At 67.3% G+C, this 14,365-nt stretch carries 12 protein-coding genes; all 12 read right to left on the reverse strand.

The window, feature by feature from the left end:
* Positions 1-40: 40 nt before the first annotated feature.
* The 12 genes from ppc to CHEID_RS05130 all read right to left on the reverse strand — a co-directional run bounded on the left by ppc (position 41) and on the right by CHEID_RS05130 (position 14,359).
* Entirely contained in the window at positions 41-2,848 is a 2,808-nt protein-coding gene (gene ppc / locus CHEID_RS05075; RefSeq protein WP_273661485.1) for a phosphoenolpyruvate carboxylase, read from the reverse strand.
* A 181-nt stretch (positions 2,849-3,029) separates the two neighbouring features.
* Positions 3,030-3,815, reverse strand: a complete 786-nt coding sequence (tpiA, locus tag CHEID_RS05080; RefSeq protein WP_112769503.1) for a triose-phosphate isomerase — start codon at positions 3,813-3,815, stop codon at positions 3,030-3,032.
* Positions 3,816-3,863: 48 nt separating this feature from the next.
* Positions 3,864-5,075, reverse strand: coding sequence for a phosphoglycerate kinase (locus CHEID_RS05085; RefSeq protein ID WP_112769502.1), 1,212 nt, complete (start codon positions 5,073-5,075; stop codon positions 3,864-3,866).
* Positions 5,076-5,208: 133 nt separating this feature from the next.
* Positions 5,209-6,216, reverse strand: coding sequence for a type I glyceraldehyde-3-phosphate dehydrogenase (gene gap / locus CHEID_RS05090; RefSeq protein WP_112769501.1), 1,008 nt, complete (start codon positions 6,214-6,216; stop codon positions 5,209-5,211).
* A gap of 133 nt (positions 6,217-6,349) precedes the next feature.
* A complete protein-coding gene (whiA, locus tag CHEID_RS05095; RefSeq protein ID WP_112769500.1) occupies positions 6,350-7,336 on the reverse strand; it encodes a DNA-binding protein WhiA in 987 nt (328 codons plus the stop codon).
* An 81-nt stretch (positions 7,337-7,417) separates the two neighbouring features.
* Positions 7,418-8,416, reverse strand: coding sequence for a gluconeogenesis factor YvcK family protein (locus CHEID_RS05100; RefSeq protein WP_181645910.1), 999 nt, complete (start codon positions 8,414-8,416; stop codon positions 7,418-7,420).
* A 29-nt stretch (positions 8,417-8,445) separates the two neighbouring features.
* On the reverse strand, positions 8,446-9,354 hold the full coding sequence (gene rapZ / locus CHEID_RS05105; RefSeq protein WP_181645909.1) for an RNase adapter RapZ: 909 nt from the start codon (positions 9,352-9,354) through the stop codon (positions 8,446-8,448).
* Between the two features lie 5 nt (positions 9,355-9,359).
* Complete coding sequence (gene uvrC / locus CHEID_RS05110) at positions 9,360-11,423, reverse strand: excinuclease ABC subunit UvrC (RefSeq protein WP_273661432.1); 2,064 nt, start codon at positions 11,421-11,423, stop codon at positions 9,360-9,362.
* 20 nt (positions 11,424-11,443) lie between these two features.
* The gene (locus CHEID_RS05115) at positions 11,444-11,938 is read right to left on the reverse strand and encodes a PH domain-containing protein (RefSeq protein WP_420536368.1); all 495 of its coding nucleotides are present in this window, start codon (positions 11,936-11,938) and stop codon (positions 11,444-11,446) included.
* Positions 11,935-12,417 (reverse strand): 6,7-dimethyl-8-ribityllumazine synthase, encoded by a 483-nt coding sequence (gene ribH / locus CHEID_RS05120; RefSeq protein WP_112769497.1) that lies wholly within the window; start codon positions 12,415-12,417, stop codon positions 11,935-11,937. The genes CHEID_RS05115 and ribH overlap by 4 nt, the downstream gene beginning before the upstream one ends.
* Before the next feature lie 38 nt (positions 12,418-12,455).
* Positions 12,456-13,700 (reverse strand): bifunctional 3,4-dihydroxy-2-butanone-4-phosphate synthase/GTP cyclohydrolase II, encoded by a 1,245-nt coding sequence (locus CHEID_RS05125; protein ID WP_112769496.1) that lies wholly within the window; start codon positions 13,698-13,700, stop codon positions 12,456-12,458.
* A gap of 5 nt (positions 13,701-13,705) precedes the next feature.
* Entirely contained in the window at positions 13,706-14,359 is a 654-nt protein-coding gene (locus CHEID_RS05130; protein ID WP_112769495.1) for a riboflavin synthase, read from the reverse strand.
* Positions 14,360-14,365 lie beyond the last annotated feature (6 nt).

A 14,365-nucleotide genomic window follows, 5' to 3' on the forward strand; every position in this document is an offset into this window, starting at 1 on the left:
ACGTGCCCCGTTGACACGGTTTAAACTTACACGCTCGAAGCTAGCCAGAGTTGCGCAACCCCGTGGCGAGGCCATTCATCGTCAGCAGGATACCGCTGCGCACGGCCTCGGAGTCATCGCCAGCGCGGTAGCGGCGCAGCAGTTCCACCTGGAGGACGTTCAATGGCAGCAGGTAGGGGAAGCGGCTGCGCACGGAGACCGCCAGCTCGGGGTTATCGGACAGCAGCGAGCTGCGGTTAGTGACCTTGCGGAACATCTCCACCGTAAGGGCGTACTCGGAGCGGATCGCGCCGAGAATGCGCTGGGCCACCGCGGAATCCTCCACAAGCTGCGAATACATCTCCGTCACACCCATGTCCGCCTTGGCCATCACCTGGGCCATGTTGGACAGTACGGTGGCGAAGAAGGGCCACCGGCGGTGCAGCTCGCACAGGTAGGTGGTGCGCTGCTCGGGGGTCAGGTCGGCCGTCACGGGATCCTCCAGCACCTCGGACCCGCCGGTCTCGATCCACTGCTGCAGCGCGGTTCCCACGCCGAACCACCCAGGCACCATCGTCCGGGATTGGGACCAGGACAGCACCCAGGGGATGGCCCGGAGGTCCGCGATCTCCTTGGTCTGCTTGCGGGAGGAGGGACGCGATCCAATGTTCAAGCTCCCGATCTCCCCGAGCGGGGTGGAGCTGGTGAAGTATTCGATGAAGCCATCGTCCTCGTGCATGAGCTTGGCGTAGGCGGTTCGGCTGAGCTGCGAGATCTCCCGCATGATCGCGTAGGCGCGCTCCGGGTCCTCGATGGAGCCCAGGGGCAACAGGCTCGCCTCGAGGGTTGCCGCGACCAGGGCCTCCAGGTTGCGCCGGGCGCTGTGGGCCTCCCCGTACTTGGCGGAGATGATCTCCCCCTGTTCGGTGATCCGCACCCGCCCCTGAACGGCACCATCGGGCTGCGCCAGGATCGCGTCATAGGAGGGGCCGCCACCGCGGCCGACCGTGCCACCTCGCCCGTGGAACAACCGCAGCCCCACGCCCGCGTCCCGGGCGGCGGCAACGAGCGCCAGCTCTGCATCGAAGAGGGCCCAGTTCGCCGCGAAGTACCCGCCGTCCTTATTGGAATCGGAGTACCCCAGCATGATTTCCTGCACGTTGTCCCGCTGGGCCAGGTAGTGCCGGTAGAAGGGCAGATCCCAGAGCTGCCGCATGACGCGGGCTCCCCCAGCCAGGTCGTCGATCGTCTCGAACAGGGGGATAACGTCCACGCTGCCGTGGGGTTCCCCACCCTCGGCGGCGAAGAGGCCGACCTCCTTGAGCAGGATCATCGGCTCCAGCACGTCCGAGACGCTGGTGGCCATGGAAATGATGCAGTGCGGAATCACGTCCGGGCCGAACTTCTCCACCGCGTCCGCTGCCGCCCGGTAGATGCCGAGTTCCCGCTCGGTCACCTCGGACCAGGTGGCGCGGGGATCGACGAGGGGGCGGGGGGAGGACAACTCCTCGCGCAGCAGTTCCACGCGCTCCTCCTCCCCCAGCTCCGCGTAGTTGGGGTGTACGCCCGCGCGGCGGAAGACCTCGGTAAGGATCTCCTCGTGGCTCTCGGAGTTCTGCCGCAGGTCCAGGCTGGAAAGGTGGAAGCCGAACGTGGCCACGGCGGTGATGAGGTCAGCCAGTTTGTGGTCTGCGACGAGCTCCCCGAGGGTTTCCCGCAAAGCGCGGTCCACGATGCGCAGATCGTCCAGGAGCTCCCCCGGCCCGCCGTAGGGCTCGTGGTCGTCCTCGATAGCGCCCGTGGCGATGAACCTGGCGACAACGTCCCGGCCCAGGGTGGCACTGGCGGTGGCGGTGGTTCGCCCTCGGATGCCGTGGAGGGCGCGGCGGAAGGGTTCGTCGGCGCGGGAGGGGACATCGTTGTGACCGCGGGCGGCCAGCGTCTCCAGCTCCTCGGTCACGGCGGTGAGCCGGGAGGACAGCGACAGCTCGTGCTCCAGCTCAGCGAGCATACAGATGTAGTGCGCGAAGATGGTTTGGGCGGCCCGCTCGGTGGCAAAGGTGACGGTTTGGGCGGTGACGAAGGGGTTACCGTCGTGATCGCCGCCGATCCAGGTGCCGGGGCGGACGATGGGGGTCCGCGGGATGTCCTGCCCGTAACGCTGGGTGAGCTCGTCGGCGACGCGCCGGTTGATCGCGGGGATTTCCCCCAGCAGGCTGATGCCGTAGTAGCGCATGCCCACGTTCACCTCGTCTTGGATGCGAGGTCTCGCGGAGCGGATGAGGGCCGTTTGCCACAACAGGGTGATGCGGCGGCGCACGGCCAGTTCGATGTCGGCGAGCTGGCTGTCGGTGCGGGCGGTCCGGGGCGCCCGGAGGATCGCGCCGCGTTCGCGCATGAGGGCGGTGATGTCCGCCTGCACGTCGAAGACGGTGCGGCGGCGGGTCTCGGTGGGGTGGGCGGTGAGAACGGGGGCGACCAGGGCCCCGGCGAGCGTCTCGATGATTTGTTCTTTGGGGACGCCCTCAGCCTCGAGCGCCTCCCACGTGTAATCCAGGGAGGAGGGCTTCGCGGCCTCCCCTGCATCGGCAGCTTTATCCCGCTTGCGCTCCTCGTGGAGGTCCTCGGCCAGGTTGGCGAGGAGGGCGAAGTAGGTGAAGGCGCGGATGACGGGCACCGCGGTCTCGGAGGGCAGCTCGTGGTAGCGGCGGGCCAGGTCCTGCAGGCCGGATTCACCGTGGCGGATGTCGAAGGCGTGCTTGCGGGACTTCTCCACGAGGTCGAAGACCTCGTCGCCCTCCTGCTCGCGCACGACGGCGCCGAGGACGTGGCCAAGGAAGCGCACGTCGTCTCGCACGGTGGGAGTGATGCCGTCATTGTCCAGATCCGGGGGGACGATCGGAATCTCGGTACCCGGGATGGTGCGCTGGTTTGCGTCGGGGGTAGTCATGGCGGGTGATCACTTCCAATGCTCGGGGAAAAGAGGCCGCCGTTGCGGGGGCTCTCCAAAAGAGAGGCCGGGCAACGGCGAGTGGCTGGGGTGTTCGAGACTAGCTGGTGTGGGCCTGGGCTGCAGCGGCGACGAGGCGGGCGAAGTCCTCCCCGTCGAGGCTGGCACCGCCCACGAGGCCGCCATCGACGTCGGGCTGGGCGATGAGTTCACCGATGGAGTCCGTCTTCACGGAGCCGCCGTAGAGGATGCGTGCGCCCTCGGCGACCTCCGGGCTGGCGATGGAACGCAGGAGCTCGCGGATGGCCGCGCACACTTCCTGGGCGTCCCCGGCCCCGGCGACCTTGCCCGTTCCTATGGCCCACACGGGCTCGTAGGCGATCACGGTGCGGGCGAGCTGTTCATCGGTCAGGCCTTCCAGGGACTGGCGGGTCTGCTCGGTGACGTAATCCACGTGCTTGCCCTCCTCGCGGACCTCCAGGGGCTCCCCCACACATACGATGGGGGACATCCCGGCACCGAGGGCGGCCGCGGCCTTCGCGGCGACGAGTTCGTTGGATTCCTCGTGGTACTGGCGACGCTCGGAGTGTCCGACGACAACCCAGGAGCAGCCCAGCTTGGCGAGCATGGCGGCGGAGATCTCGCCGGTGTAGGCGCCGGATTCATGCGTGGAGACATCCTGGGCACCGTAGGACACCTGCAGCTTGTCCCCGTCGACCAGGGTCTGGATGGAGCGGATATCGGTGAACGGGGGGATGAACGCCACATCCACGGTGTCGTACATGTCCTTGGGCAGGGCGAAGCTGAACTTCTGCACGACCTGGATGGCCTCCAGGTGGTTGAGGTTCATCTTCCAGTTGCCTGCGATCAACGGTGTGCGGGCCATAATTGCCTCTTTCTGGCTAACAGAGCTGTGCGGATAGGTGTGCGGGGGCTAGCTTTCGAGGACGGCGACCCCGGGCAGCGACTTGCCCTCGAGGAACTCCAGGGAGGCCCCGCCGCCGGTGGAGATGTGGCTGAAGCCATCTTCTTCCAGTCCGAGGGTGCGGACGGCGGCGGCGGAGTCCCCGCCACCCACCACGCTGAAGGCACCAGCGGAGGTGGCGTCGATAATGGCCTGCGCGACCCCGCGGGTCCCGTGGGAGAAAGCTTCGAACTCAAACACGCCCATTGGGCCGTTCCAGAAGATCGTCTTCGCGCGGCCGAGGATCTCGCTGAACTTCTCCACGGACTTCGGGCCGATGTCCAGGCCCATCCAGCCGGCCGGGATGGAGTCCAGGTTGACCGTGCGGTGGTCGGTGTTCTTGTCGAAGCCCTCCCCCACCTCCACGTCCACGGGGAGGACGATGGCGTCCCCGTACTTCTCCATCAACTGCTTGCAGTTGTCTACCTGGTCCTCCTGCAGCAGGGAGCCGCCGACCTCGTAGCCCTGGGCCGCGAGGAAGGTGAAGCACATGCCACCGCCGATGATGAGCTGGTCCACCTTGGGGGCCAGCGCCTCGATCACGCCCAACTTATCGGAGACCTTGGAGCCGCCGAGCACCACAACGTAGGGCTGCTCCGGCGAGCCGGAGACCTTTTCCAGGACCTCTAGCTCCGTCTCCACCAGGCCGCCGGCGTAGTGGGGAAGCTTCTGGGCGACGTCGTAGACGGAGGCCTGCTTGCGGTGGACGACGCCGAAGCCGTCGGAGACGAAGGCGCCGTTATCACCGGTGAGGTCGGCCAGTTCTGCGGCGAAGGCCTCCCGCTCGGCGGCGTCCTTGGACGTTTCCCGCGCATCGAAGCGGACGTTTTCCAACAGGAGGATATCCCCGTCGTTGAGCCCATTGGCTCGCTCGTGGGCATCCTCGCCGGTAACGTCCCCGGCCAGCGGGACGAATTGGTCGAGCCGCTCCGACAGGGCCTCGGCCACAGGGGCCAGGGAGAACTCCGGCTTCACTTCGCCCTTGGGGCGACCCAGGTGGGCGGACACGATCACGCGGGCCCCGGCCTCCAGCAGTGCGCGGAGGGTGGGCAGGGAGGCGTCGATGCGCCCGGGGTCGGTGATCTGCCCGTCGGACAGCGGGACGTTGAGGTCGGAGCGAACGAGGACGTGGCGGCCCTCTACCCCCTCAGCGATGAGATCTTGAACGGTTTTGACGGCCATGGTGAACCTACTTTCCGGCGCGAGCGCCCGGGAGTGAGAGTGTGGAAGGTGGGAAGGGTGTGAGCTGCCCGAAACGACAGAACAGCGGCCGGGGTATACGGACCGACCGCTGTGTGCTCATTTCCGGCGTGGCTTAGAGGCGCTCACCGATGTAGGTGGCCAGGTCCACGAGGCGGCAGGAGTAGCCCCACTCGTTGTCGTACCAGGAGACGACCTTCACCTGGTTGTCGATGACCTTGGTCAGGCCAGAGTCGAAGATGGAGGAGTGCGGATCGCCGACGATGTCGGTGGAGACCAGCGGCTCATCGTTGGAGTACTTGGCAATGCCCTTCAGCGGGCCCTCGGCGGCCTTCTTCAGGGCGGCGTTCACGGCCTCCACGGAGACCGGCTTCTCGGCCTCGAAGGTCAGGTCGGTGACGGAGCCGGTGATGACCGGCACACGCACGGCGTAGCCGTCCAGCTTGCCCTTGAGCTCGGGCAGAACGAGGGAGACGGCCTTGGCGGCACCGGTGGAGGTGGGCACGAGGTTCACGGCGGCGGCGCGGGCGCGGCGCAGGTCCTTGTGCGGAGCGTCGTGGAGGCGCTGGTCGCCGGTGTAGGCGTGGATGGTGGTCATGAGGCCCTTGACGATGCCGAACTCGTCGTTGAGGGCCTTGGCCAGCGGCGCGAGGCAGTTCGTGGTGCAGGAGGCGTTGGACACGATGGTGTGGTCGGCCGGATCGTAGGTCTCGTGGTTGACCCCCATCACGAAGGTGGCGTCCTCGTTCTTCGCGGGAGCGGAGATGATGACCTTCTTCGCACCGGCCTCGATGTGAGCGCGGGCGTCGTTAGCGTCCGTGAAGAAGCCCGTGGACTCGATGACGATGTCTGCCCCGAGTTCGCCCCACTTGAGGTTCTTCGGATCCCGCTCGGCGGAGACGGCGATGCGGTGACCGTCGACGGTGATGGACTCGTCGTCGTAAGTGACCTCTGCCTCCAGGCGGCCCATCACGGAGTCGCTCTTCAGCAGGGCGGAGAGAGTCTTGTTGTCAGTCAGGTCATTGATGCCCACAACCTCGATGTCCGCCTTCGTGTTGCGGATGGCGCGGAAGAAGTTGCGGCCAATGCGGCCGAAGCCGTTGATGCCAACGCGGATCGTCACGTTAAGTCTCCTTTGACTGGGTCGTGATAGGTAGAAATCATCACATTGAATTGTTTTACTGTCTTCAGCGTACCCGCGTCCCTGGCGCTGCGCAGCGGGGCCGGGTGAACCCTCGCCCCCGCCGGACGCGGTATTAGTCCACGTCAGTAAAGAGATCCTCGGTAACCGCCGCATGCGTGTCGGGCACCCCCAGCTCCTCGGCACGACGATCCGCCATGGACAGCAAGCGGCGGACTCGGCCGGCCACGGCATCCTTCGTCATCGGCGGTTGGGCTAATTGACCTAGCTCCTCCAACGAGGCCTGGCGGTGTTGCACCCGCAACTGCCCGGCTTCGGCCAGATGCTCGGGCACGTCTTCCCCCAGCAGCTCGAGGGCCCGCTCCACCCGGGCGGCGGCGGCGACAGCGGCCCGGGCCGAGCGCCGGAGGTTGGCATCGTCGAAGTTCGCCAGCCGGTTGGCGGTGGCCCGCACCTCCCGGCGCATCCGCTGTTCCTCCCAAGTCAGCCGGGTGGACTGGGCCCCCATCATGGTCAGCAGCGCACCGATGGACTCGCCGTCGCGGATGACCACCCGGTGGATGTTCCGGGTCTCCTTCGTCTTCGCAGTCACGCCCACGCGGCGGGCCGTGCCCACCAGGGCCAGCGCCGCCTCGTTGGAGGGGGTAGCAACCTCCAGCGCGGAGGCCCGACCCGGCTCGGTGAGGGAGCCCCGGGCCAAAAAGGCCCCCCGCCACGCCGCGACGCACTGCTGCTTCGTTCCCCCGATAATAGCCCGGGGCAGCCCGCGGACGGGTCGGCCGACTCGGTCGATAAGCCCCGTGCGCCGGGCCAGCTCCGTCCCACCATCGGTCCACCGCATGACATAGCGGGCGGAGCGGCGCAGATTGCTGGCCCCAACCACCTGCAGCTCGGCGTTGATGTTGTAGAGGTCCGAAACAAAACCCATGATGCGGCGGGCGGTGGCGGCGCTATCCACCTCGGACTCGATCACGATGGAACGGGAGACGAGGTGCAGCGCCGCGCTATAGCGCAACAGGCTGGCCACTTCGGCGGTCTGCACGTCGGTGGCGCTCACGGGCACCCGGGCAAGCTCGTCCTTCATGTCCTGAGTTAGGGCCACGTCGCTTTTCTACCGTCCTCTCGAAGGCTGTTGGCACACACACAATACCCCCCGGCACCGCTTCGGGGCGCGGCTGAGCGATCAGTACTCCGGCGGGATGTTCTGCAACTCCGCCACGTCCGCGTGGGGGCAGGCAGCGATCTCCGAGAGGACCGCGGCCAACTTGTCCGGCATGTGTCGGTCTGTCCAGCGGCCGCGATTGTCGTCCTCCCGCACATCCCGGTAGATCACGCGGGCCCCCAACGTGGCGGCAGCCCGTTCCACGTGGCGGCGCACGGCGGCCCCAGGCATCGTGGACAGGTCCACAACGATGACGTCGATAGTCAGGCTGGGGCAGTGCTGCCGGATCATGTGGATGTGGTGCTCCATGGACATGTGACTGGTCTCCCCCGGCTCGGAGACGAGGTTCATGATCATGACCTTGGTCGCCGCGGTCGTGTTAAGGGCGTCCACAATTCCGGGGACCAGAACATGGGGAATGACGGAAGAAAACCAGGAACCGGGACCCAAGGTCACCACATCCGCGCGGTGGATAGCCTCCACCGCCGGATCCGCCGCCGGGGGGTCCGTGGGGATGAGCCGCACGCGCCGGACCTCTCCCAGCGTGGAGGCCACCGCCACCTGGCCGCGCACGGCGATGACTTCCCGGGGGTCCTCCTCCAAACCGAGCACCTCCGCCTCTAAATCCAGCGGCTCCGGGCTCATGGGGACTACCCGGCCCTTGATGCCCAGGAGGCGCCCGATCTCGTCCAGAGCGGCGATATCGTCACCCATCACCTGGGACAGCCCCGTGATGAGGAAGTTGCCCACGGCATGCCCTTTGAGCGCACCATTGCCCCCAAATCGGTGCTGCAGCAACTCCTCCCACAACCGGCCGCGCTCGGAATCCTTCGTCAGCGCCGCCAGGGCCATCCGCAAGTCTCCCGGCGGCAGAGAGCCAAACTCCCGGCGCATTCGCCCGGAAGAACCGCCGTCGTCCGCGACCGTGACAATGGCCGTGACGTGGTCCGCGACCTGCCTGCTCGCGCGCAAAGTGGAGAACAGTCCATGACCGCCCCCCAAACACGCAATCCGCTCCATCTGCCGCATCCTCTCGACCATGAACTGGCCTAACTCTTCCGGTCGTTGTTGAGATCCCGGTGCACCACGCGCACCGGTGCCCCCTCCGCCATGAGTCGGCGGGCCAGCTCCTCCACTACCGCGACACTGCGGTGATGGCCGCCCGTGCAGCCCACGGCGACGGACACGAAGTTCTTCCCCTCCCGGTGATAACCCGGCAGCATCGCCAATAGCAGGTGCAGGGCCGAATCCACGAACTCCTGGGAACCCGCTTGGCCCAGCACGTAATCCGCGACTGGCTTATCCACCCCGCGGAAATTCCGCAGCTCCGACACCCAATACGGATTGGGCAGAAACCGTGCGTCCAGCAGCACATCCACGTCCTTTGGCGCCCCGTGCTTGAAGCCGAAGGACTGCAGGTTGATGCGCACCCCGGAACCGTGCAATTCGCTGAACTCCGTCTCCAGGGTGCGCCGCAGATCATGCACGCTGGAATTGGTCGTGTCCACGATGATGTCCGCCCGCGCCCGGATATCCGCGAGCATCTCGCGTTCCCGGTCAATGCCCTCCTGCAGGGTCCCCTCCCCCTGCAGCGGGTGGGAACGTCGCACCGTGTCGTAGCGGGTGATCAGCTCGCGGTCATCGGCGTCCAAAAAGAGCATCACCGGGCGCCTGCCGGAGCTGGTCAACGAATCCAGAACACCGGTCAGGTTGCCCGCAAAGGCCCGGGAGCGTACATCCGTGACAATCGCCAACCGCTCCACCGGGGAATCGTCGGCGAAGGTGAGCTCTACCATCCGCATGATCAACTCCGGGGGCAGGTTATCCGCCACATACCAGCCCATCTCCTCCAGGGCGGCAGCCGTGGTCCGCCGACCCGCGCCGGACATGCCCGTGATGAGGACGAGGGAGGGGGCCTTGTGGTCCATCTGTTCGCCAGGGGAGTCCAACCTGCTCATGCCCGCTACTCTAACCCCTCTTTGCGGTGCAGGGCGGCGTAAACCGCCTCCGCCAGGGCGGGGCCGAAGCCCTCCACCTCGGCGATATCGGCAACGCTGGCCTGCTTGATCCGGGCCACCGATCCGAACTGGCTGACCAGTTGCTTGCGCCGCTTCGGGCCCAGGCCGGAAATGTCGTCCAACGCGGACCGGCGCATCCGGGCGCTGCGCTGTTGACGGTGAAAGGTGATGGCGAAGCGGTGGGCCTCATCCCGGAGGTTCTGGATGAGGTACAGCGCCGGGGAGTTGCGGGCCACGATCACCGGATAATCCTCCCCCGGCAACCACAGCTCCTCCAGGCGCTTGGCGATGCCCACCAGGGCCACGTCGGTGACCCCCAACTCCTCTAGCACGGCCTGCGCCGCGGCCACCTGGGGCTTGCCGCCATCGACGACGAATAGCTGCGGAGGGTACGCGAAGGCCCGCTTGGGCGGGGCGGAACTCAGCCCCTCCTCCCCCTCCAGCAGCTCCCCGCCCTCGTCCCCGGCGGGAACGGCGAGCTTGTCCTCCACGTGCCGCTGGAAGCGGCGGCGCACCACCTCCGCGATGCTGGCCACGTCGTCGGAGTGCCCCTCCCCGGCGGCCTGGCGGATCTTGTAGCGCCGGTAGTCCGACTTCTTCGGCAACCCATCTTCGAACACCACCAGGCTGGCGACCACATCCGTGCCCTGAATATGGGAGACGTCGATGCACTCGATGCGCAGCGGGGAGGAATCGAGCCACAACGCCTCCTGCAGTTCGTGGAGGGCGGCCGAGCGGGCGGTGATGTCCCCGGTGCGCTTCAACTTGTGCTGCTTGAGGGCCTGCTGCGCGTTGGACTGGGCCGTCTCCATGAGCGCCTTCTTGTCCCCGCGCTGGGGCACCCGGATGTTCACCGCCGCGCCGCGCAGGCCGCTGAGCCATTCCCCCAACCGGTCCGCATCGTCCGGGATCGTGGGAACCAGAATTTCCCGGGGCACGGGCGTGACCTGCTTGTCGCCCACGAGGTCCCCCAGCGCCGTGACCGTTGCCGGGTTCATGACCCGCGCCAGGGAACGGTCTACCCCCGGGGAGCTCGCGCCGCCCACGGCCGTCTCCGTGGCCGTGGCCAGCTCCGCCTCTTCCCCGTAGAACTGGGTGAGGAAGTTGGCAATGACCGTGGAATCGGCGACGTCGTCGCGCTCGACCACCCAGCCACGCTGGCCGTGGATGCGCCCGCCGCGAACGTGGAAGATCTGCACGGCCGCCTCCAGCTCGTCCGTCACGAGGCCCACGAGGTCCGCGTCAGTGGCGTCCGAGAACACCACGGCCTGCTTCTCCATGGCCTTCGTCATCGCGCCCAGCTGGTCGCGCAGGCTGGCGGCGCGCTCGAAGTCCAGGTTCTCGCTGGCCACCTCCATCTCCCGGCGCACCCGGCGCAGCACCGGCTCCGTATTACCGGCCAGGAAGCTGGAGAACTGATCCACCAGCTCCCGGTGCTCGGCGGGACTCACCGTCCCCACGCACGGCGCGGAGCAGCGGTCGATGTATCCCAGCAGGCAGGGCCGCCCGAGGGCCTCGTGGCGCCGGTACACACCCGCCGAGCAGGTGCGGATGGGGAACACTCGGGTCAGGGATTCCAGGGTCTCCCGGATCGCCCACGCCTTCGGGTAGGGCCCGTAGTAGCGAACGCCCTTGCGCCGGGGGCCGCGGTAGAGGAAGGCCCGGGGGATCTCTTCCTTCACGCTGATGGCCAGCATTGGGTACGTCTTGTCATCCCGGTACATGACGTTGAACCGGGGATTAAACCGCTTAATCCACGTGTACTCCAGGTTGAGCGCCTCCAGCTCGGAGGCCACCACGGTCCACCGCACCGCGGCGGCGGACTGCACCATCGCCCGGGTCCGCGGGTGCAGCTGGGAATAGTCCTGGAAATAGTTGGACAGGCGAGACCTGAGATTCTTCGCCTTCCCCACATAGATCACGCGGTCGGAGGCGTCCCGAAATGTGTAAACCCCGGGCTCCGTGGGGATCGTGCCCGGGGCTGGGCGGAAGGTCGCACGTCGGCTCATGGGGGACAACCGGCCTCTTGCTAGTCCTCGTCGGGCATGTAGGCATCCTCCAACTGGCGGAAGCGCTCGACCTTCGCGGCCACGTCCTTGTCCTTGATGTAGAAGGCGAGCATTGGCACGAACTCGAAGTCCGGCAGCTCCAGACGGGCGTTGCGGGAGGAGGCCGGGAAGCTCAGCCCGTAGATGATCTCCCACGGATAGAACTGGGCGTTGGCGATGTTGCGCACCTCCACCCCGGCAGCACCGGCCCGCACCCGGGGGCGCAGCAGCGCCAGGCAGCACGCGGAGAAGATCAGCCCGATGCCCACGAAGGCGAACTGATCCGCCGGGGTCACGGCAACGCCGGTGTTGCCCACGCCCACCACGATGGCCATGAAGATGTGCGCGGCCATGACCACTACCGCCGCGATGATCGCCACCTTGCGCAAGTAAGCGGAGGTCACCGTGAGCTGCCAGCCCTCGGTGTCGGGCGGGCGGCTATCGGCGTTGGAGTTGACGGAATCCACGAAACTCACCTTATCCCCTTGATCTCGCGCAGAACCAAAGCCGTGTGGATCGCGGCGATGGCGCTATCGGCGCCCTTATCCTCTGCGGCCCCCGGACCCCCGGCCCGGGCCTCCGCCTGCTCGGGGGTGTTGACGGTGAGCACCCCGTTGCCTACGGGCGTTCCCGTGTCCAACCCGGCCCGGGTCAGCCCGTAGGTCACCGCGTCACACACCACGCGGAAGTGCTCCGTCTCCCCCGCGATCACGCAACCGGTGGCCACGACCGCGTCGAAGCTGCGGCACGCCGCCAGTACGGCGATGGGCAGCTCCAGGGCCCCGGCCACCCGCCACTCGGTCACGCTGGCCCCCGCGTCGGTGGCCGCGCGGATCGCCCGCTCGTGCAGGCGGTCCACGATGGCGGCGTTCCACGTCGCGGAGATGACGGCGACGCGCAGCCCCTCGGCCTGTCCCGGGGCGAGGCGAATGGAGCTGAGTCCGGCAGCGGGCATGGTGAGTTCTCTCTTTCGTAGGTCGGCGCGGTCTCCCGCTAGCTCAGGGAATCCAACTGATGGCCCATTCGGTCCCGCTTCGTCCGGAGGTACCGAATGTTCTCCGGGTTGGGTTCAAGCTCCACCGGCACCCGCCCGCAGACGGTGATGCCGTAGCGCTCCAACGCGCCCTTCTTGGCCGGGTTGTTGCTGATCAGCTCCACCTTATGGATGCCTAAGTCTTTGAGGATCTGAGCCGCGGCGCTGTACTCCCGCACGTCGGCGGGCAACCCCTGGGCGGTGTTTGCATCCACCGTATCCAAGCCCTCGTCCTGCAACACGTAGGCCCGCAGCTTGGGCACCAATCCGATGCCGCGCCCCTCGTGGCCGCGGAGGTAGATGAGTACCCCCCGGCCCCGTTCGGCGATGAGGTCCAGCCCGGCCACCAACTGCTCCCCGCAATCGCAGCGCAGGGAGCCGAAGACGTCCCCGGTCAGGCACTCCGAGTGCACCCGCACCAGGACGGGCTCCGCGTCCGGGGCGCCGAAGCTCTCCTCGTCCCCGGCCACGAGAGCCACGTGCTCCACTCCGTCCACCAGGCTGGTGTACCCAATGGCCCGGAAATCCCCGTGGGTGGTGGGCATCCGGGTGGACACGCTGCGCTCCACCACTGGTGTGTGGGCCCGCCGCCACTCGATGAGTTGCTCGATGCTGATGAGCGCTAGGTTGTGGGCGTCCGCAAACTCCCGCAGCTCCGGCAACCGCGCCATCCCCGTCGGGTCCTGCTCGCTGACCACCTCGCACAGCACGCCCGCCGGGAACAACCCCGCGGCGCGCGCGAGATCCACGCTGGCCTCCGTGTGCCCGGCTCGGCTCAGCACTCCCCCATCGCGGGCCCGCAGCGGAACCACGTGCCCGGGGCGGTGGAAATCCTCCCGGGTGGACTCGGCCGCCGCCAGCGTCCGGATGGTGTGGGCCCGGTCCGCGGCACTGATGCCGGTGGTCACGGATTCGGCGGCGTCCACGGTGACGGTGTAGGCCGTCTGGCGGACATCCTCGTTGCGCCCGACCATCGGGGGCAGTCCCAGCCGATCGCAGTCCGCACCGGTCATGCCCACGCACACGTAGCCAGAACTGTGCCGCACCATGAACGCCACCAGCTCGGGCGTGGCCAGCTCCGCGGCGAAGATGAGGTCCCCCTCGTTCTCGCGGTTTTCGTCATCGACGACGATGACGGCCTTGCCCGCGGCGATGTCCGCAATGGCCCGCTCCACATCGTCCAGCGCAATGGGTTGTTGGTGCATCGTTCCTACTCGTCGGTGGCCTGTGCTCGTCCCGCCCCGCCACCCTGGGTAGCTTCCGGCGTACGGGGGCCAATCATCTTCTCGACATACTTGGCCAGCACGTCGCATTCCACGTTGACTCTATCCCCCGGGTGGAGCTGGCCCAGCATGGTGTCCCGCATTGTGGTGGGGATGAGGGAGACCTCGAACCATTCGCCCGCGCTTATCTCCGCGATGGTCAGGGAGGTGCCGTTGATGGTGATCGAGCCCTTCTTTACCAGGTAGCGGTCCAGGTCCTCGGGCCGATCGAGGCGGAAGCGGTAGACCTCCCAGTGCTGGGCGGGGGTCCGGGACAGTAGCTGTGCGGTGCCGTCCACGTGGCCCTGGACGACGTGGCCGCCGAAGCGCCCGCCCGCGGCCATGGCCCGCTCCAGGTTCACGGCATCGCCGATCTGCAGGGAGCCCAGGGTGGTGTAGTCCAGGGTCACTTTCATGACGTCTGCGACCCAGGCGCTCTCGGTGCGTTCCGCGACGGTGAGGCACACGCCGTTGACGCAGATGGAGTCCCCGGGCGCGGCGTCCCGCAGGACGGTCTGGGCGTCGATGCGCAGTTGGATGGCATCGCCTTGGGGTTCGATGGCGGCGACGCGGCCGGTTTCCTCGACTATTCCGGTGAACATGGGGTG

The sequence above is a fragment of the Corynebacterium heidelbergense genome (assembly GCF_028609845.1).
In the GTDB taxonomy this organism is placed as follows: domain Bacteria; phylum Actinomycetota; class Actinomycetes; order Mycobacteriales; family Mycobacteriaceae; genus Corynebacterium; species Corynebacterium heidelbergense.